Genomic DNA, 18,694 nt, shown 5'->3' with positions numbered 1-18,694 from the left:
AACGATTTGGAAAGAAGGAGATTTAATGGAACGCATTTACTTAGATCATGCTGCGACATCTCCGACTCACCCAGAAGTGGTCGAAAAGATGATTCCATATATGACAGAAATATTCGGGAACCCGTCTAGTATTCACTTTTATGGACGTCAAACTCGTCACACAGTAGATGAGGCGAGAAGAGTGTGTGCACGCAGCATTCATGCGAATCCGAATGAAATTATATTTACGAGCGGTGGTACAGAAGCTGATAATTTAGCGCTTATCGGTGTAGCACGTGCGAACCGTCATAAAGGTAACCACATTATAACGACGCAAATTGAACATCATGCGATTTTGCATACGTGCGAATTGTTAGAGCGTGAAGGGTTTGAAGTGACATATTTACCTGTCGATGAAACAGGGCGCATTCAAGTTTCTGACATACAAAAGGCATTAACAGAAGAGACGATTCTTGTATCTGTTATGTTTGGGAATAATGAAGTAGGGACGATGCAACCGATTGTGGAAATAGGAAAGCTGTTAAAAGAGCATCAAGCGTATTTCCATACAGATGCGGTACAAGCTTACGGTTTAGTAGAAATTAATGTGAAAGAGTTTGGTATTGATTTATTATCAATTTCAGCTCATAAAATTAATGGGCCAAAAGGTGTAGGTTTCTTATACGCTGGTGCAAATGTGAAATTTGAACCGTTATTAATAGGCGGAGAGCAAGAAAGAAAACGCCGTGCTGGTACGGAAAATGTGCCTAGTATTGCTGGGCTTCAGCATGCAATTCTTATAGCTGAAAAAACTCGTGAGCAAAAAAATGCCCAATATGAAGAGTTTAAAGATATAATGGTATCTGTCTTCAAAAATGAAGGCATTACTTTCGAGGTAAACGGAAACTTAGAACATCGCTTACCGCATGTACTTAATGTAAGTTTTACAGGAATGAACATTGAACCGTTTCTTGTGAACTTAGACTTAGCTGGCATTGCAGTATCAAGTGGTTCTGCTTGTACAGCTGGTTCGATTGATCCATCACATGTATTAGTAGCGATGTTTGGAAAAGACTCCGATCAAATACGTTCATCCGTACGCTTTAGTTTTGGACTTGGAAATACGAAAGAGCAAATTGAAAAAGCGGCGTACGAAACAGTGAAAATCGTGAAGCGATTAACACAAAATTAGCATGGGAGGTGACATGATGAACAAACTACCTCACGAAACACGCGTTGTCATCGGAATGTCCGGTGGCGTCGATTCATCTGTAGCAGCACTTTTATTAAAAGAGCAAGGTTATGATGTAATCGGAATTTTTATGAAAAACTGGGATGATACAGATGAGAATGGTGTCTGCACAGCAACAGAAGATTACAATGATGTAATTGAAGTGTGTAACCAAATTGGTATTCCGTATTATGCAGTAAACTTTGAAAAACAATACTGGGATAAAGTATTTACGTACTTCTTAGATGAGTACCGAGCTGGTCGCACACCAAACCCAGATGTAATGTGTAATAAAGAAATTAAATTTAAAGCATTTTTAGAGCATGCAATTGCGCTTGGTGCGGATTATGTGGCAACAGGCCATTATGCACGCGTTGCTTATATGGACGGCGAATATAAAATGCTTCGCGGTGTTGATGACAATAAAGATCAAACATATTTCTTAAATCAATTAAGCCAAGAGCAATTATCAAAAACAATGTTCCCGTTAGGTGAATTAAAGAAACCGCAAATTCGTGAAATGGCGAAAGAAGCTGGCTTAGCGACAGCGGCGAAAAAAGATAGTACAGGTATTTGCTTCATTGGTGAGCGTAACTTTAAAGATTTCTTAAGTAACTACTTACCGGCACAACCAGGTGTAATGCAAACATTATCTGGTGAAGTGAAAGGGAAGCATGACGGTTTAATGTATTATACAATTGGACAACGTCATGGCCTTGGAATTGGTGGTAATGGTGATCCATGGTTTGCTGTTGGGAAAAATCTAAAAGAAAACATTTTATATGTTGATCAAGGATTCCATAACGAACTTCTATATGGTGATGAAGTTATTGCTACGAATGTAGGATGGGTAAGTAACAAAGAAAAAGAAACAGAATTTAAGTGCACGGCGAAATTCCGTTATCGTCAAGAAGACAATAAAGTAACGGTTCAAATCGTTGATGAAAATACAGTTCGTATTCTTTGTGATGAGCCAATTCGTGCAATTACACCAGGACAAGCAGTCGTTTTCTATGATGGAGATGAGTGCTTAGGCGGTGCTACAATTGATGAAGTATACCGTAGTGGGAAGAAATTGGATTATTTAGGATAAATGAGAAGCCTCTGCCGATTAGCGGTTAGAGGTTTCTTTTACATAAAGCGAATTTTCGTTCGCTTGGAAAATACATTCTTTGTTATAATTTGTTGTAGAGGTGAAGGACATGTCAAACAAACTTGAAACAGGTATTCAATATATGCAAGAAGGAAACTGGGAAGAAGCAGCTAAAAATTTTACAGAAGCAATCGAAGAAAATCCGAAAGATGCGCTTGGGTACATTAATTTTGCAAATTTATTAGACGTATTAGGTGATAGCGAGCGAGCGATTTTATTTTATAAACGTGCACTAGAGTTAGATGATAAATCTGCAGCAGCCTATTATGGTTTAGGAAATGTATATTATGGCCAAGAGCAATTTACTGAAGCGAAAGCTGTATTTGAACAAGCAATGCAAGCTGGATTACAATCAGCTGATGTAACATTTATGTTAGGTATCACACATGTACAGCTTGGAAATGATCGTCTTGCACTACCATTCTTACAAAGAGCAACAGAATTAGATGAAAACGATGTAGAAGCTGTATTCCAGTGCGGACTTTGCTTCGCGCGATTAGAACACGTTCAAGAGGCGAAACCTTATTTTGAAAAGGTATTAGAAATGGATGAGGAGCATGCAGATGCGTATTACAATTTAGGTGTTGCGTACGTATTTGAGGAAAATAATGAGAAGGCTCTCGCTTTATTTAAGAAAGCAACTGAAATTCAGCCAGATCACTTTTTAGCGGGTAATGGCGTTCGTTTATTAGAGCAAGAAGCTGAATAAGATAAAAATATAGTTTAATGGGTAGTTATCCCTCATCTAAAAAGGTGGGGGATGTACTGCTCATTAAAGTGAAAATACCGGAAAGGAGAGGAAAAATGGGAAATCAACATGCAATGGATTTGTTTGAGGAAGAGAAAAAGTTTATAAAAGCGCAAGTTCTTCATACCATTTTCCACAACGAAGAAAACCTCTATTCCGTTGTCAGTATGAAAGTCATTGAAACGAATGAAACGTATGACGAAAAGAAAGTAATGATAAACGGTCATTTTCCCCGCATGCATGAAGATGAAGTGTTTACATTGACAGGTCATTTTAAGGACCATCCAAAGTATGGAAAACAATATATGGTTGAAACATTTAAAAAAGAATTGCCGCAAACAAAAGCAGGTATGGTGCAATATTTAGCGAGTGATTTATTTAAAGGGATAGGAAAGCGTACAGCTGAAAAAATTGTGGACCATCTCGGAGAACATGCTATTTCTAAAATTATGGATGACCCTGAGGCATTAAATGGTGTCGTTAATAAACAAAAGGCTCAGGAAATATATGAGACAATTGTTGAACATCAAGGGCTAGAGAAAGTAATGAGCTTTTTAAATGGCTACGGTTTTGGAACGAAACTTTCTATTAAGATTTACCAGCAATATAAAGAGATGACATTAGAAGTGATTCGTAATAATCCGTATCAACTTATCGAAGAAGTGGACGGGATTGGTTTTGGAAGAGCGGATGATATAGGGCGTGCGTTAGGGATATCGGGTAATCATGACGACCGTGTACGCGCAGGATGTTTTTACACATTAGAGAATGTCTCATTACAACTTGGTCACGTTTATATGAGGAAAGATCAACTTGTAAGAGAAACGATGTCACTTTTAAACAATCAAGAAGGAAGAGTGACTGAGGAAGATATTATAGGTTGTATTGAAACGATGCAAAGTGAAGGGAAAGTCATCATAGAAGAAGAACGAGTGTATTTAGCAACGTTATTCTACTCTGAGAAAGGTGTTGTAAAGTCTATTCGCAGGCTTATGAATCAAGAAGAAACACCTTCATTTCCAGAAGCAGAAGTGTTAAAAACGTTAGGTGAAATTGAAGAACAACTGAACGTACAATATGCACCGTTTCAGCAAGAAGCAATTCAAACGGCACTTCATAAACCGATGATGTTATTGACAGGTGGACCAGGAACAGGGAAAACAACAGTTATTAAAGGGATTGTTGAAATGTATGCATCACTACACGGGTTATCGTTAAATCCGAATGAATACAGTGATGATAATCCATTTCCAATACTATTAACAGCTCCAACAGGAAGAGCAGCGAAGCGGATGAGTGAATCGACAGGACTTCCAGCTTGCACAATTCACCGTTTACTTGGTTGGACGCCAGAAGGATCTTTCCAGCGTAATGAAACGGATCCTGTCCAAGGTAAGCTCCTTATTATCGATGAATTTTCAATGGTTGATATTTGGCTTGCAAATCAGCTATTTAAGTCGTTGCCGACGAACATTCAAGTTATCGTTGTAGGTGATGAAGATCAGTTGCCATCTGTAGGACCTGGACAAGTATTAAAAGATTTATTAAATGCAGGCGCAGTTCCGACAGTGAAGCTTACTGAAATTTATCGTCAAGCGGAAGGCTCATCAGTGATTCAACTTGCCCATGCGATAAAAAATGGAACTCTACCACCAGATTTAGCACAAAATCAAAAAGATCGTTCATTTATCGGATGTACAGGAGCTCAAATTGTTGAGGTTGTGAAAAAAGTTTGTGAAAATGCTAAAACAAAAGGCTTTAGCGCAAGAGATGTACAAGTATTAGCACCGATGTACCGCGGGCCTGCTGGTATTAATGTATTAAACGAAGCGCTGCAACAAGTATTTAATCCGAAGAGGGAAAAGAGTAAAGAAATTGCTTACGGTGATGTTGTGTACCGAAGAGGCGATAAAGTACTGCAACTCGTGAATCAGCCGGAGAGCCAAGTGTTTAATGGTGATATTGGGGAAATTGTTTCGGTGTTTTATGCGAAAGAAAACGTTGAGCAACAAGATATGATTATCGTTTCATTTGATGGAATTGAGGTAACGTATACGAAGCCCGATTTAAATCAAATTACGCATGCATATTGTTGTTCCATTCATAAATCACAAGGTAGTGAATTTCCGATTGTTATTATGCCAATCGTGAAAAGTTACAACCGTATGTTACGTCGTAATTTAATTTACACGGGCATTACAAGAAGTAAGAAGTTCCTTATTATTTGCGGAGAGGAAGCAGCTTTCCAATCTGGTGTAAATCGCCTTGATGATGCAATGCGTCAAACAACCTTAGCTAGTCGCTTGCAAGAATCACAAGGAGAAGTACAGATGGTCACAGTTAATGGCGAGGAAATGGACGTGGAAAACATTTCACCGTATGATTTCATGTAACAAGGTGAAATTATATAGTGAAACTTTCAAACGCATAGCGTTGAAAGGCTCCAGTAAAATGTATAAATGAATGCAGTTTGGACATAATGGCGAATAGAATCTGGGAGACTGTAAGGAGATGAAAGCCATATGTTTATTTGTCCAAATTGCAAAGGGAAAGACATTGGAAAAATAGGTGTCAACCAATTTTATTGCTGGAATTGTTATATCGAATTATCGGTTTCAAAGGGGAAAATCCATACGCATCAAGTTGAGGAAGATGGTTCACTAAGCTCTCTTGATGATTTATTTGATGAGAATGAAAGAACGATCGGATAACGAAAAGGGGGATTTACTTTGAATCTACGCAATTCATTAATCGCATTAGGTGTTGGAGCTGCAGCATATCAATATGCTCGTAAGCAAGATGTATTTTCAAAACGCAATATGAAAAAAGCACGTAAGATGATTAAGTCTTACTTATAATCATTTCGATAAAGTGAAAAACTCCCTTGTAGACAAGGGAGTTTTTTTATGCACCCATATGTAAATAAAAAAGTCCGATCTCTGAGAAAAGATAAGATAGACCGTAGCAGCCAACGCCAAGTATTCCATACTGCCATAATTGCTTCGCTTTTTCTTTACGTGAGGAATGAATAAAGAACCCCTTCCAAATACCGAACCCGATACAAATCCATTCAAGAATCATAAAAAGTGCTGATAATCCAAGCATAAACAAAACCATAATTAGCCCTCCTGATTATATTAATTCATGCTGTATTCTCAGGGGTGGTTGTCCTTGTTATGTTATTTATATGTACGTCTTTAAAAAACAGTATGGTCCGTATGAAAAGATTTTAAAAGTTTCGCACATAACCTACCCCATTTATTTTCAAAATAAAGGTGGAGGAGGTTTTTCATGTGAAGAATCTTAAAATCATTTGGATATATCGTTTAGGATTATTGTTACTTGTTTTTCTTTGTCTGCTCGTCTTTTTAAAAATTAAGCCGCTATGGGCACCGATTATTTTTGTATTTAAAGTAGCAATCACGCCGTTTCTTATCGCGTGTTTTATTGCGTATTTATTGCACCCTTTAATTGAAAAAATTCATAAGGAAGGGATGCCCCGTACACTTGCCATTTTGCTCATTTATATCCTTTTCTTTGGCGGAATTGGTTATGGGATTTATAAAGGAACACCAGTCGTTATTAAACAGTTACAAGAGATTAATGAACAATTTCCGCAGTTTACAAAAATGTACGATTCGTGGATGGATGGCGTTACAGAACAAACGGCGAATTTCCCTTCGTTCATTCATGAAAAGGTGAAACAACTTTTTGTGGGTGTGGAAACGAAGATTCAAGCGCTTTTAAATAAAGTGATGAGTACAGCTCGTGGTGTACTCGATTCATTGCTCATTATTTTCTTAATACCGTTCATTGTATTTTACATATTAAAAGATTATGGTGAGTTTTATCATATCTTTTGGAAACTAGTCCCAAGTAAATGGCGAGGTACGGGGCAAATGCTTGCGAAAGAAATTGATAAATCACTTGGAAGTTATATTCGAGGACAGTTATTTGTTTGTTTAGTATTAGGGGGAGTATCAGCTCTTTCTTTTTGGTTTATTGGTATGAAATATCCATTATTGCTTGGCATTATTATTGGGGTAACGGATATAATCCCGTACTTCGGTCCTATTTTAGGAGCAATCCCGACGTTAATGATTGCAGCAACAGTATCAACGAGTTTACTTATTAAGGCGGGGATCACAATTGCGATTTTGCAATTTGTGGAGAGTAACATTTTATCGCCTTACATCGTTGGTAAGTCACTTCGTATGCATCCCGTTATTATTATGCTTGCCTTACTAGTTGGGGGAGAGGTAGCTGGGATTGTAGGATTGCTAATATCGGTTCCGATTTTAGCAGTTATTCGCACTGTCATTGTTCATGTGAGACCGCTCTTGAAAAAAGAAGATGTGTAAGTATAGAAGCCCTCTATGTAAGAAATAGAGGGCTAATCATATATTTATTTAGAAAGCTGCTCGTGTATCTTTTGAACGAGGGAGCTCACATCATTTGTTTGAATATGTTTTATTTTTTTCCATTCGTTATCATACATAAATACAATTTGATTGTTGAAAAGACGCTTTTGTTCTTTTAGATTAGAAATTTTTGCGAAAGAGTACTCTTCAAATATTGGATTCTTACTTACATCTGGCCCATAAAAGAATAGCCTTTTGTTCGTTAAAATTAGCAATCCTGGCCTTGCGACGGAACGATAAATAAATATGTCTAATGAACATGCTGCGTAAAATAATATCGTTTCGTCAGTCGCTAATATGTTTTTAGCTTTGCTAAGTAAGGTTGTCATTGTGATCGCTCCTTTATTTTATTAACAATAATTTAATTGTAACAAAAAAAGTAATATTTAGAAATTTTTATAAATTATTCTTATAAGGAGATTCCGATTTATTAATAAATGCATACTATATGAAAAGGCTGTTAAGAATGAATAGTAGAATACTTATGATTAATAAGTAATTAATCCAATATAAATGATTATCTACATTGACAAACTTAAGAGAATTCTATTATATTTAGTCATATAATACATTAAATCAATGACGGAACAAGTACGTTACAGTCCATTTATAGAGAGAAGCTTCCATATGGCTGAAAGAAGCTTTAAATGAAGGGTAACAGAAAGCTAATCCTGAGAGCAGCTAATCACTGCCGTCTTGCCACGTTACGGCACCATGAGGTGATGAATTGATTGTTATTGTAATCAATTCATAATTAGGGTGGTATCGCGAGTTAACTCTCGTCCCTTTTATAGGGACGGGAGTTTTTTATATTTAAGGAGGAAAATACAATGAAACAACTAACAGGCGCACAAATTCGTCAAATGTTTTTAGACTTTTTCCAAGAAAAAGGACATGCAGTAGAACCTAGTGCATCACTAGTTCCGCATGAAGATCCATCTCTTCTATGGATTAATAGTGGTGTAGCTACATTAAAAAAATATTTTGATGGACGTGTAATCCCACAAAATCCACGTATTACAAATGCTCAAAAATCAATTCGTACAAACGATATTGAAAACGTAGGGAAAACAGCTCGTCACCATACATTCTTTGAAATGTTAGGAAATTTCTCAATTGGTGATTACTTCAAAGAAGAAGCAATTACATGGGCTTGGGAATTCTTAACGAGCGACAAATGGATCGGATTCGATAAAGAATTACTATCAGTTACAATCCATCCAGAAGATGAAGAAGCATTCACAATTTGGAATGAGAAAATGGGCGTTCCAAAAGAGCGTATTATTCGCTTAGAAGAAAACTTCTGGGATATCGGTGAAGGACCAAGTGGACCGAATACAGAGATTTTCTATGACCGCGGAGAAGCTTACGGTAATGACTTTAGTGACCCAGAATTATATCCAGGCGGAGAAAACGAGCGTTACTTAGAAGTATGGAACCTTGTATTCTCTCAATTTAACCATAATCCAGACGGTTCATATACACCACTTCCTAAGAAAAACATTGATACAGGGATGGGTCTAGAGCGTATGACATCTATCGTTCAAGATGTGCCTACAAACTTCGATACAGACCTATTCATGCCGATGATTGATGCAACAGAAACAATTTCTGGTGAAAAATATCGTAATGGCGATTTAGAAAAAGATATGGCATTCAAAGTAATTGCTGACCATATCCGTACAGTAACATTCGCTGTTGGTGACGGTGCTCTTCCATCTAACGAAGGCCGTGGTTATGTATTACGTCGTTTATTACGCCGCGCTGTTCGTTATTCGAAGAAATTAAGCATCAATCGTCCATTTATGTTTGAATTAGTACCGGTTGTTGGAGAAGTAATGAAAGACTTCTATCCAGAAGTACTTGAAAAGAAAGATTTCATTGCGAAAGTTGTGAAGAACGAAGAAGAGCGTTTCCATGAAACACTTCATGATGGTGAAGCGATTTTAGCTGAAGTAATTGCAAAAGCAAAAGAAGAAAAAACAACTGTTATTTCTGGAGTAGATGCGTTCCGTCTATATGACACATACGGTTTCCCAATTGAATTAACAGAAGAATATGCAGAAGAAGCTGGCATGACAGTTGATCATGAAGGCTTTGAAAATGAAATGGAAAAACAACGTGAGCGTGCACGTGCTGCTCGTCAAGACGTTGATTCTATGCAAGTTCAAGGTGGTGTCCTTGGAGAAATTAAAGTAGCGAGCGAATTCGTTGGTTACGGTACAGTTGCAACAGAAAGTAACGTTGTTGCACTTGTGAAAAATGGCGAATACACAGACAGCTTACAAGCTGGTGAAGAAGGACAGTTAATTCTTGATGTAACACCATTCTATGCTGAGAGCGGTGGACAAATTGCAGACCGTGGTTACCTGCTTGCAGATGGTGTGAAAGTTCTTGTAAAAGACGTACAAAAAGCACCAAACGGCCAAAACTTGCATAAAGTTGTTGTTGAAGAAGGTACATTAACGAAAGATGCGGCTGTAAAAGCTATTATCGATACGAAAAATCGTAGTAGCGTTGTAAAAAATCATACAGCAACTCATTTACTACACCAAGCATTAAAAGACGTACTTGGAACACACGTTAACCAAGCAGGTTCTCTTGTAACTTCTGAACGTCTACGCTTTGACTTCTCTCACTTCGGTCAAGTACAAGCTGACGAATTAGAAAAAATTGAGCGTATGGTAAACGAGAAAATTTGGGAAAGTATTGATGTTGAGATTTCTCAAAAAGCAATCGAAGAAGCGAAAGAAATGGGCGCAATGGCATTATTCGGTGAAAAGTACGGAGATGTTGTACGCGTTGTACAAGTTGGCGATTACAGCTTAGAGCTTTGTGGTGGTTGTCACGTTGAAAATACAGCTTCTATCGGTATTTTCAAAATCGTTGCTGAGTCTGGTATCGGTGCAGGAACTCGTCGTATTGAAGCAGTAACTGGTAAGTCTGCATACGAATTAATGAACGATCAAGTAGGTTTATTAAAAGAAGCAGCAGGAAAAATGAAAACAAATCCGAAAGATATTTTAACAAGAGTTGATGGTCTATTTGCTGAAGTGAAACAACTGCAAAAAGAAAATGAATCTCTTGCTGCGAAATTAAGCAATATCGAAGCTGGAAACTTAACTGATTCTGTAATGACAGTTGATGGTGTGAATGTATTAGCAGCGAAAGTAAATGTTGCAGATATGAACAACTTACGTACGATGATGGATGACTTGAAAAATAAATTAGAGTCAGCAGTTGTTGTATTAGCGTCTGTTAATGACGATAAAGTAAACATCCTAGCAGGTGTAACGAAAGACTTAATTAGCCAAGGTTACCATGCTGGTAAACTTGTGAAAGAAGTAGCTTCTCGTTGCGGCGGTGGCGGTGGCGGCCGTCCTGATATGGCACAAGCAGGGGGTAAAAACCCAGCTCAAGTCGAAGAAGCTTTAGCATTTGTACAAGAGTACGTTAAATCTGTTTCAAAATAAAGAGATAGTAGTGTACAATGGTAGGGAGAGGAGAAGTTCTTCTCCCTATACTTACTATATAAGTGAGGTGCTTGAAATGGACGGTTTTGATAAAACAATGAAGTTTAGCATTCAAGATGAAAAACAGAGTGTCCATGTAAATGATGTACTTTTAACTGTGTATGATGCACTTCAAGAAAAAGGCTATAATCCGATTAACCAAATCGTCGGTTATTTATTAAGTGGAGACCCAGCATACATACCTCGCCATAAAGATGCACGTAGCATCATTCGCAAGCTTGAACGTGATGAGTTAATTGAAGAGCTTGTGAAGTCTTACTTGAAACATCATCGTGAGGAGTAGTTTATGCGGATATTAGGTTTAGATGTAGGTACAAAAACAGTCGGAGTTGCAATTAGCGACGAAATGGGCTGGACAGCACAAGGATTAGAAACAATTAAGATTAACGAAGAACGAGGTCACTTTGGTTTTGATCGTATTTCTGAGTTAGTAAAGCAGTACAATGTGGACAAAATAGTAGTAGGTTTACCTAAAAATATGAATGGTACAATTGGCCCACGTGGTGAAGCGTGCCAACAATTTGCAGAAAACCTACGAGAGCTGTTACAATTAGAAGTTGTAATGTGGGACGAGCGTTTGTCAACAATGGCAGCGGAACGTCTGCTCATTTCAGCCGATGTAAGCCGTAAGAAGCGAAAGCAAGTAATCGATAAGATGGCTGCAGTCGTAATCTTACAAGGATTTTTAGATAGAAAATAAGAGGTGACCAAAATGGAAGAACGTCAAATTACAATTGTAGACGAAAAAGGTAACGAACATTTATGTGAAATTATTTTCACTTTTGATGCTGACAAATTTGGTAAAAAATCATACGTAATCTTCTCTCCAATCGGTGAAGTAGATGAAGATGGAGACCCAATTTATGATGCAATGGCTTATGAGCAAAATGAAGAAGAGGGCGGAGTTTTACTTCCAATCGAATCTGAAGAAGAGTGGGAAATGGTACAAGAAACGTTTAACACTATTGCTGATGAGCAAGAAGCTGAATAATAAGTACTGAAAAGATGGACGATATACAGTCCATCTTTTTTTGTATTTATATGTAAAATGAAAGATTTTTTGTCGAAACTGTGTAAGTCTTTGTAGTATAATGAGACGGATTGTAGAAAAATAAAGTGTCAATTAAAAAAGATAAGTAAATTTTTAGCGTTTTTACATCGTGCTGTATAGAAAGGTGTACATACGGTCTACAATTAAGTAAGGAGGAAATGTTTTGATAGAGAATCAAGTGAAAAAGAAGCGTAGACGCATCTTTTTATTTTCGATTATTGCACTGCTTTTAGTTTGTGGTTCAGTCTATGCGTATATTTCATCCGCATTAGGACCAGTTGATAGCGGGAATAAAAAAGAGATTGAAGTAGAAATTCCGAAAGGATCATCTACAAGTAAAATTGGAGAAATTTTAGAAGAAAAAGGCGCTGTAAAAAACGGTACAGTTTTTAGTTTTTATACAAAGGCTAAATCGAAAAGTTTACAAGCAGGTACATATTTATTAAATCCTTCAATGAATGCTGAAGATGTGATTGAACAAATGTCATCTGGCAACGTGCATCGTCCAGCTCTTTATAAAGTGACGATTAAAGAAGGGGCGCAAGTAACTGAAATTGCAGAAACGATTGCGACAGAACTAAAGTGGAATAAAGATGATGTTACGCGTCAATTAAACGATAAAGCATTTATTCAAAAAATGCAGCAAAAGTATCCGAAGTTATTAACGGATAAAATCTTTGATAGCAATATTAAATACCCATTAGAAGGTTATTTATATCCTGCAACGTATTCGTTTTATAAGAAAGATACGACGTTAGAAGAAATTGTAATTCCAATGCTTGAGAAAACAAATGCAATCATTGTTCAAAATGAGGCGAAAATGAAAGCGAAGAATTGGGATGTTCATCAGCTTTTAACATTATCTTCACTTATTGAAGAAGAGGCAACTGGTTTTACAGATCGTCAAAAGATCTCTAGTGTCTTTTATAATCGTTTAGCAAAAGGTATGCCGCTTCAAACGGATCCAACGGTATTATATGCACTTGGAAAGCATAAACAACGTGTATTATACGAAGATTTAAAGGTCAACTCACCGTACAATACGTATGTTGTAAAAGGATTACCGGTAGGGCCGATCGCAAACTCTGGTAAACATTCAGTAGAAGCTGCGTTAGAACCTGCGCAAACAGATTATTATTATTTCTTAGCTGCACCAAGTGGTGAAGTGTACTATGCGAAAACATTAGAAGAGCATAATGCATTAAAGCAAAAATACATTACGAAAAAATAGTGAAATGGGGAGGGATAGCGAAAAAAGTCGCACATCCCTCTTTTTTGTGGTAAAATATATCGGGTTAAAAACTGGCAGAAGAATCGTTTTTAATATCAAAACGGGACGTACAAGCTAAGGATAAAGCTGGCTTGTATTTTTATTGCATTCTATGTGTGAAAAGACGTCATAGAGGCACTTCTCCATGTAAATAAGGAGGACCATTTATGGAGGATGCAGTTAACGAGTACCTATTATCATTTATTGATCCGAAAGATAAATTAATTCTTGAAATGGAAGAATATGCAACAGAAAATCATGTGCCGATTATGGATCGACTTGGAATGGAATTTATGCTGCAATTTTTACGTTTAATTGGACCGAAAAGCATTTTAGAACTTGGAACAGCAATCGGTTATTCTAGTATTCGTATGATGCAAGCTATTCCAAATTCACGTATTGTGACAGTTGAGCGCAATCGTGAGCGATATGAAAAAGCACTTGAATATATAGAACGTTCCCCAGTAACAGATCGTATTTCAGTTATTTACGGTGATGCGTTAGAGACAGGTGAACAAGTAAAAGAACACGGGACATTTGACGTTATTTTTATTGATGCAGCAAAAGGACAGTATCGTCGCTTTTTTGACTTATATGAACCGTTATTAAATCCTGGTGGCGTAATTATTTCAGATAATGTTATGTACCACGGTCTTGTAACGACAAAAGAGAAAATTGAAAACAGACGTACACGTGGTTTAATCCGTCGTATTAAGACGTACAATGAGTGGCTTATGAACCATGAAGGATATGATACAACGATTTTCCCAATTGGTGATGGAGTAGCTGTTAGTAAAAAGAGAGGGTGACCAAGGTATGAAGAAACCTGAATTGTTAGTAACGCCAAGAGCGGTGGCGGATATCGAACAACTTGCGAAAGCAGGAGCAGATGCGGTAATGATCGGTGAGCAAAAGTTTGGTTTACGTTTAGCAGGGGAGTTTTCACGTGAAGATGTAAAACAAGCTGTGAAGATTGCACATGAAAATGGTGTGAAAGTATACGTAGCCATGAACGCTATGTTCCACAACGATAAAGTAGAAGAATTAACAGATTACGTTTCATTTTTAAACGAAGTAAATGTAGATGCAATTGTTTTCGGAGATCCAGCGGTATTAATGGCTGTTCGTGAAGTAGCACCAAATATGCAGTTGCACTGGAATACAGAAACGACAGCAACAAACTGGTTCACTTGTAATTACTGGGGACAAAGAGGATCAAAGCGTGCTGTATTAGCTCGTGAGCTTAGCTTAGATGAAATTGTTGATTTAAAAGAAAATGCTGAAGTGGAACTGGAAGTACAAATTCACGGTATGACTTGTATGTTCCAATCGAAGCGTTCATTAGTAGGAAACTACTTTGAGTATCAAGGACGTAATCTTGACATTGAAAAGAAAAAATATGAAGAGAATATGTTCTTATATGACCCAGAGCGTAACAATAAATATCCAATTTATGAAGATGAAAATGGTACTCACATTATGAGTCCGAACGACATTTGTTTCATCGATGAATTAGAGGAACTAATCGATGCTGAAGTTGATAGCTTAAAAATCGACGGTGTACTAAAAAGCTCTGAATACATTATTGAAGTAACGAAGAAATATCGTCAAGCGATTGATTTATGCGTAGAAGATCGTGATGCATATTATGACGTGAAAGATGATCTATATAAAGAAATAGAAGAAATGCAACCAGTAAATCGTCCGTTAGATACAGGATTCTTCTTTAAAGAAACGGTTTACTAAACGAGGAGGGTGTAGGAAATGACTGTACAAGAAATTTCACGAGTGATCGATGGCAAACGTGTTATTGTGAAGAAACCTGAACTGTTAATCCCTGCGGGTAACTTAGAAAAATTAAAAGTAGCTATCCATTACGGGGCAGATGCTGTATATTTAGGTGGACAAGAATTTGGTCTTCGTTCGAATGCAGGTAACTTTACGCTAGAAGAAATGGCAGAAGGCGTTGAGTTTGCAAAGAAGTATGGAGCAAAAATATACGTAACAACAAATATCTTTGCACATAATGAAAATATGGACGGGCTAGAGGAATATTTAAAAGGGATTGAAAAAGCTGGCGTAACGGGAATTATCGTTGCTGATCCGCTTATCATTGAGACTTGTAAACGCGTAGCGCCTTCTGTTGAGGTGCATTTAAGCACACAGCAATCACTATCCAACTGGAAAGCAGCACAGTATTGGAAAGAAGAAGGTTTACATCGTCTTGTATTAGCTCGTGAAGCAAGCTATGAAGAAATGAAAGAAATTAAAGAAAAAGTGGATATTGAAATTGAAGCGTTCGTCCATGGTGCAATGTGTATCGCATATTCAGGAAGATGTACATTAAGTAACCATATGACAGCACGTGATTCTAATCGTGGTGGTTGTTGCCAATCTTGCCGCTGGGATTATGATTTAGTTCAAACAGTATCACAACATAAAGATGCAAAAGAGCTTCCTCTATTCCAAGAAGGAGATGCTCACTTTGCGATGAGTCCAAAAGATTTAAATTTAATTTTATCAATTCCAAAAATGATTGAAATCGGAATCGATAGCTTAAAGGTAGAAGGACGTATGAAATCAATCCATTACGTAGCGACTGTAGCAACTGTATATCGTAAAGTAATTGATGCGTATTGTGCGGATCCAGATAACTTTGAGTTTAAACAAGAATGGTTAGATGAGCTTGATAAATGTGCAAATCGTGATACAGCTCCTGCATTCTTTGAAGGGGTTCCAGGACATCAAGAGCAAATGTTTGGAAATCATAGTAAGAAAACAACGTATGATTTTGCTGGTTTAGTGTTAGATTATAATGAAGAAACGGGCATCGTAACGATTGAGCAACGTAATCATTTCAAACCAGGACATGAAGTGGAGTTCTTTGGACCAGAAATAGAAAACTTTACGCAAACGGTGGAGAAAATTTGGGATGAGGATGGAAACGAATTAGATGCAGCGAGACATCCGTTGCAAATCGTGAAATTCAAAGTGGATCAACGAGTGTATGTGAATAATATGATGCGCAAAAGCATACTTCAATAAGAAAGAGTGATAGTCGAATGGGGACGAATAAGCCTGTTGTAATTGGAATTGCTGGTGGTTCAGGATCAGGTAAAACGAGTGTAACGAAAGCGATTTTTGACCATTTTAAAGGTCATTCTATTTTAATCTTAGAGCAAGATTATTATTACAAAGATCAAAGCCATTTACCAATGGAAGAGCGTTTAAAAACAAATTATGATCATCCGCTTGCGTTTGATAATGATCTGTTAATTGAACATTTGCAGCAGTTGCTTGCATATGAGCAAATTGATAAGCCTGTATATGACTATACATTGCATACGCGTTCAGAAGAAATTATTCCGGTTGAGCCGAAAGATGTAATTATTTTAGAAGGAATTCTTATTTTAGAAGACCCACGTCTTTGCGAGTTAATGGACATTAAATTATTCGTTGATACGGATGCTGACCTTCGTATTCTGCGCCGCATGCAACGTGATATTAAAGAGCGCGGTCGTACGATGGATTCAGTTATTGATCAGTACGTAAATGTTGTACGTCCAATGCACAATCAATTTATTGAGCCTTCTAAGAAATTTGCGGATATTATTATCCCTGAAGGTGGACAAAACCACGTTGCAATTGATATTATGGTGACAAAAATTGCAACAATTCTTGAACAAAAAGTAAATTTGTAATAGCATAGTAAAAGATATACGGTAGGAAGGGATTTTTTCCCTTCTTATCGAATACAATGAAACATGCAACCTCATCTATATATAGGTGAGGGCATATTTATATCAACTTTCCATACATATCTTCTTTATATAAAGAAGAATTGGAAATACGGGGTTGTATGTGACAACTCCGCTAGTGCAAGGGTACTAGAAACCTCCGCTAACAATGGAAGCGGAGGAGTTTTCATATGGAACTCCTCTTTTTTTTCGGGGGATTGGTATATAAAAGGAGTGGAAAATATGTCAACAGAAAAAACATACCCTATGACGCAAGAGGGTAAGCAAAAACTAGAGAACGAACTTGAGCAATTAAAAACAGTAAGACGTAAAGAAGTAGTAGAACGTATTAAAATCGCACGTAGCTTCGGGGATCTTTCTGAGAACTCTGAGTACGATGCAGCGAAAGATGAGCAAGCGTTCGTAGAAGGACGTATTACACAATTAGAAAATATGATTCGTAACGCAGTTATCATTAAAGATACTGGCGAAGTATCTACTGTTGTTACATTAGGTAAAACAGTAACATTTAAAGAATTACCAAACGGAGATGAAGAAGCGTATACAATCGTAGGTAGCGCGGAAGCTGATCCATTCGAAGGAAGAATTTCTAACGATTCTCCAATCGCAAAAAGCTTATTAGGTAAGCAAATTGGTGAGAAAGTAACAATCCAAACACCAGGCGGAGAAATGCAAGTAGAGATTGTCTCTGTAAAATAAAAAAAAAGATTCTCCTATCGGGAGAATCTTTTTTTTCTGTAGAATGAAAAAAATTGTGTAAACCTTAGAGTGATTCGACAAAAAATGTCAAAAAAACACTTTAAGCTTTGATATCATAATTAGAGACCATAGGTTTTAAAAGGGAAAAGGGGCTAATTATGAAACATAAAATCTTTACAGGATTGGTTTGTAGTATCTCCATATTAGGACTTGCTGCATGCGGAACGAATGAAGAAACTACATCATCAAAGGGAGAAAAAGTGAAGCAAGAAGAAAAAAAGGATATTAAAGCAACTGAGAGTTCAAAAGCCTTAGAAAATCCACAAGATAAAAAGGAATTTAATGATTTTGATGTAGCGTATCAATTAGCAATTGTCATGAAAATATTTCAAGATGTAACGATTAAGTATGATTACGCAATTGGGAATCCAGATTATTTATTGCGAGATTCGATGGATCAAAAAACAATAGATGATATGAAGAATATGTTACAAGAACAGGCGAAGAATAATGATAAAATTTTAAAAGATGAAGTGAATCAAGCATATACATATTTAAAACAATCGAAAGTAAGTAATAAAGATGATATTCAAAAAATAATAGATGCACAAAATAATTATTTACATATTGTAGATAAGATGATTACTTGTATTGATTCTGTAACAGTTGAGAATGCAAAAGAAAAAAGAAATGAAATGGATAATCTTAGTAAGGATTATTTAAAAATAGCGGCTAATGTAACAACCACTGTAATTGAAGTTGCTAAAAACACTGGAGTGAATGAAACTGAATTTAGATCGCTTCTTATGAAATTTTTAGAGAAGCCAAAGAAACAATAATAGCCTTATATA

At 36.9% G+C, this 18,694-nt stretch carries 20 protein-coding genes and 1 other annotated feature; of the genes, 18 read left to right on the top strand and 2 right to left on the bottom strand.

Annotated elements, in window-relative coordinates; genetic code table 11:
* Positions 1 to 25 precede the first annotated feature (25 nt).
* The 6 genes from BHV55_RS22035 to BHV55_RS22010 all read left to right on the top strand — a co-directional run bounded on the left by BHV55_RS22035 (position 26) and on the right by BHV55_RS22010 (position 5,969).
* A complete protein-coding gene (locus BHV55_RS22035) occupies positions 26 to 1,171 on the top strand; it encodes a cysteine desulfurase family protein (protein WP_000439892.1) in 1,146 nt (381 codons plus the stop codon).
* A 16-nt stretch (positions 1,172 to 1,187) separates the two neighbouring features.
* Positions 1,188 to 2,303, top strand: a complete 1,116-nt coding sequence (gene mnmA / locus BHV55_RS22030) for a tRNA 2-thiouridine(34) synthase MnmA (protein WP_001038010.1) — start codon at positions 1,188 to 1,190, stop codon at positions 2,301 to 2,303.
* A 109-nt stretch (positions 2,304 to 2,412) separates the two neighbouring features.
* Positions 2,413 to 3,072 carry a tetratricopeptide repeat protein gene (locus tag BHV55_RS22025; RefSeq protein ID WP_000066409.1) on the top strand — a complete coding sequence of 220 codons (660 nt, stop codon included), beginning with the start codon at positions 2,413 to 2,415 and terminating at the stop codon, positions 3,070 to 3,072.
* 95 nt (positions 3,073 to 3,167) lie between these two features.
* Positions 3,168 to 5,504 (top strand): SF1B family DNA helicase RecD2, encoded by a 2,337-nt coding sequence (gene recD2, locus BHV55_RS22020; RefSeq protein ID WP_000528086.1) that lies wholly within the window; start codon positions 3,168 to 3,170, stop codon positions 5,502 to 5,504.
* Between the two features lie 129 nt (positions 5,505 to 5,633).
* Positions 5,634 to 5,822, top strand: coding sequence for a hypothetical protein (locus BHV55_RS22015; RefSeq protein ID WP_000469281.1), 189 nt, complete (start codon positions 5,634 to 5,636; stop codon positions 5,820 to 5,822).
* An 18-nt stretch (positions 5,823 to 5,840) separates the two neighbouring features.
* Positions 5,841 to 5,969, top strand: coding sequence for a YrzQ family protein (locus BHV55_RS22010; RefSeq protein ID WP_001053553.1), 129 nt, complete (start codon positions 5,841 to 5,843; stop codon positions 5,967 to 5,969).
* Positions 5,970 to 6,015: 46 nt separating this feature from the next.
* On the opposite strand, the gene BHV55_RS22005 is transcribed toward BHV55_RS22010, so the two are convergent.
* On the bottom strand, positions 6,016 to 6,228 hold the full coding sequence (locus BHV55_RS22005) for a hypothetical protein (RefSeq protein ID WP_000242535.1): 213 nt from the start codon (positions 6,226 to 6,228) through the stop codon (positions 6,016 to 6,018).
* A gap of 176 nt (positions 6,229 to 6,404) precedes the next feature.
* Here BHV55_RS22005 and BHV55_RS22000 point away from each other — a divergent pair, with 176 nt between their 5' ends.
* Positions 6,405 to 7,472 (top strand): AI-2E family transporter, encoded by a 1,068-nt coding sequence (locus tag BHV55_RS22000; protein ID WP_000793128.1) that lies wholly within the window; start codon positions 6,405 to 6,407, stop codon positions 7,470 to 7,472.
* Positions 7,473 to 7,516: 44 nt separating this feature from the next.
* Here BHV55_RS22000 and BHV55_RS21995 read toward each other — a convergent pair whose 3' ends face one another.
* Positions 7,517 to 7,861, bottom strand: coding sequence for a PH domain-containing protein (locus BHV55_RS21995; RefSeq protein WP_000209579.1), 345 nt, complete (start codon positions 7,859 to 7,861; stop codon positions 7,517 to 7,519).
* Positions 7,862 to 8,102: 241 nt separating this feature from the next.
* Positions 8,103 to 8,322 (top strand) — a binding site (T-box leader).
* A 40-nt stretch (positions 8,323 to 8,362) separates the two neighbouring features.
* On the opposite strand from BHV55_RS21995, the gene alaS reads away from it, so the two are divergent.
* The 11 genes from alaS (at position 8,363) to BHV55_RS21940 (ending at position 18,682) form a co-directional block, all read left to right on the top strand.
* Positions 8,363 to 11,005, top strand: a complete 2,643-nt coding sequence (gene alaS / locus BHV55_RS21990; RefSeq protein WP_070756962.1) for an alanine--tRNA ligase — start codon at positions 8,363 to 8,365, stop codon at positions 11,003 to 11,005.
* A gap of 76 nt (positions 11,006 to 11,081) precedes the next feature.
* The gene (locus BHV55_RS21985; RefSeq protein WP_000348590.1) at positions 11,082 to 11,348 is read left to right on the top strand and encodes an IreB family regulatory phosphoprotein; all 267 of its coding nucleotides are present in this window, start codon (positions 11,082 to 11,084) and stop codon (positions 11,346 to 11,348) included.
* Positions 11,349 to 11,351: 3 nt separating this feature from the next.
* Positions 11,352 to 11,765, top strand: a complete 414-nt coding sequence (gene ruvX / locus BHV55_RS21980; RefSeq protein ID WP_048567732.1) for a Holliday junction resolvase RuvX — start codon at positions 11,352 to 11,354, stop codon at positions 11,763 to 11,765.
* 12 nt (positions 11,766 to 11,777) lie between these two features.
* The gene (locus tag BHV55_RS21975) at positions 11,778 to 12,056 is read left to right on the top strand and encodes a DUF1292 domain-containing protein (RefSeq protein ID WP_000392730.1); all 279 of its coding nucleotides are present in this window, start codon (positions 11,778 to 11,780) and stop codon (positions 12,054 to 12,056) included.
* Between the two features lie 223 nt (positions 12,057 to 12,279).
* Positions 12,280 to 13,347, top strand: coding sequence for an endolytic transglycosylase MltG (gene mltG / locus BHV55_RS21970; protein ID WP_000572137.1), 1,068 nt, complete (start codon positions 12,280 to 12,282; stop codon positions 13,345 to 13,347).
* 206 nt (positions 13,348 to 13,553) lie between these two features.
* Entirely contained in the window at positions 13,554 to 14,195 is a 642-nt protein-coding gene (locus tag BHV55_RS21965) for an O-methyltransferase (RefSeq protein ID WP_000389102.1), read from the top strand.
* A gap of 7 nt (positions 14,196 to 14,202) precedes the next feature.
* Positions 14,203 to 15,132, top strand: coding sequence for a peptidase U32 family protein (locus BHV55_RS21960; RefSeq protein ID WP_000742807.1), 930 nt, complete (start codon positions 14,203 to 14,205; stop codon positions 15,130 to 15,132).
* An 18-nt stretch (positions 15,133 to 15,150) separates the two neighbouring features.
* On the top strand, positions 15,151 to 16,431 hold the full coding sequence (locus tag BHV55_RS21955; RefSeq protein WP_000217974.1) for a peptidase U32 family protein: 1,281 nt from the start codon (positions 15,151 to 15,153) through the stop codon (positions 16,429 to 16,431).
* Positions 16,432 to 16,448: 17 nt separating this feature from the next.
* Positions 16,449 to 17,087, top strand: a complete 639-nt coding sequence (gene udk / locus BHV55_RS21950; protein WP_000537078.1) for a uridine kinase — start codon at positions 16,449 to 16,451, stop codon at positions 17,085 to 17,087.
* A gap of 279 nt (positions 17,088 to 17,366) precedes the next feature.
* The gene (gene greA, locus BHV55_RS21945; RefSeq protein WP_000102591.1) at positions 17,367 to 17,843 is read left to right on the top strand and encodes a transcription elongation factor GreA; all 477 of its coding nucleotides are present in this window, start codon (positions 17,367 to 17,369) and stop codon (positions 17,841 to 17,843) included.
* A gap of 158 nt (positions 17,844 to 18,001) precedes the next feature.
* Positions 18,002 to 18,682, top strand: a complete 681-nt coding sequence (locus BHV55_RS21940; RefSeq protein ID WP_000680878.1) for a hypothetical protein — start codon at positions 18,002 to 18,004, stop codon at positions 18,680 to 18,682.
* Positions 18,683 to 18,694: the final 12 nt, after the last annotated feature.

The sequence above is a fragment of the Bacillus sp. RZ2MS9 genome (assembly GCF_001816185.2).
GTDB lineage: Bacteria > Bacillota > Bacilli > Bacillales > Bacillaceae_G > Bacillus_A > Bacillus_A cereus.
This window is presented reverse-complemented; position numbering and strand designations above follow the sequence as displayed.

Excerpts from the sequence above, each read along its gene's own strand:
- BHV55_RS22035 (WP_000439892.1), top strand. The coding sequence starts at position 26 with ATGGAACGCATTTACTTAGATCATGCTGCGACATCTCCGACTCACCCA.
- mnmA (WP_001038010.1), top strand. The coding sequence starts at position 1,188 with ATGAACAAACTACCTCACGAAACACGCGTTGTCATCGGAATGTCCGGT.
- BHV55_RS22025 (WP_000066409.1), top strand. The coding sequence starts at position 2,413 with ATGTCAAACAAACTTGAAACAGGTATTCAATATATGCAAGAAGGAAAC.
- recD2 (WP_000528086.1), top strand. The coding sequence starts at position 3,168 with ATGGGAAATCAACATGCAATGGATTTGTTTGAGGAAGAGAAAAAGTTT.
- BHV55_RS22015 (WP_000469281.1), top strand. The coding sequence starts at position 5,634 with ATGTTTATTTGTCCAAATTGCAAAGGGAAAGACATTGGAAAAATAGGT.
- BHV55_RS22005 (WP_000242535.1), bottom strand. The coding sequence starts at position 6,228 with ATGGTTTTGTTTATGCTTGGATTATCAGCACTTTTTATGATTCTTGAA.
- BHV55_RS21995 (WP_000209579.1), bottom strand. The coding sequence starts at position 7,861 with ATGACAACCTTACTTAGCAAAGCTAAAAACATATTAGCGACTGACGAA.
- alaS (WP_070756962.1), top strand. The coding sequence starts at position 8,363 with ATGAAACAACTAACAGGCGCACAAATTCGTCAAATGTTTTTAGACTTT.
- BHV55_RS21985 (WP_000348590.1), top strand. The coding sequence starts at position 11,082 with ATGGACGGTTTTGATAAAACAATGAAGTTTAGCATTCAAGATGAAAAA.
- ruvX (WP_048567732.1), top strand. The coding sequence starts at position 11,352 with ATGCGGATATTAGGTTTAGATGTAGGTACAAAAACAGTCGGAGTTGCA.
- BHV55_RS21975 (WP_000392730.1), top strand. The coding sequence starts at position 11,778 with ATGGAAGAACGTCAAATTACAATTGTAGACGAAAAAGGTAACGAACAT.
- BHV55_RS21965 (WP_000389102.1), top strand. The coding sequence starts at position 13,554 with ATGGAGGATGCAGTTAACGAGTACCTATTATCATTTATTGATCCGAAA.
- BHV55_RS21960 (WP_000742807.1), top strand. The coding sequence starts at position 14,203 with ATGAAGAAACCTGAATTGTTAGTAACGCCAAGAGCGGTGGCGGATATC.
- BHV55_RS21955 (WP_000217974.1), top strand. The coding sequence starts at position 15,151 with ATGACTGTACAAGAAATTTCACGAGTGATCGATGGCAAACGTGTTATT.
- udk (WP_000537078.1), top strand. The coding sequence starts at position 16,449 with ATGGGGACGAATAAGCCTGTTGTAATTGGAATTGCTGGTGGTTCAGGA.
- greA (WP_000102591.1), top strand. The coding sequence starts at position 17,367 with ATGTCAACAGAAAAAACATACCCTATGACGCAAGAGGGTAAGCAAAAA.
- BHV55_RS21940 (WP_000680878.1), top strand. The coding sequence starts at position 18,002 with ATGAAACATAAAATCTTTACAGGATTGGTTTGTAGTATCTCCATATTA.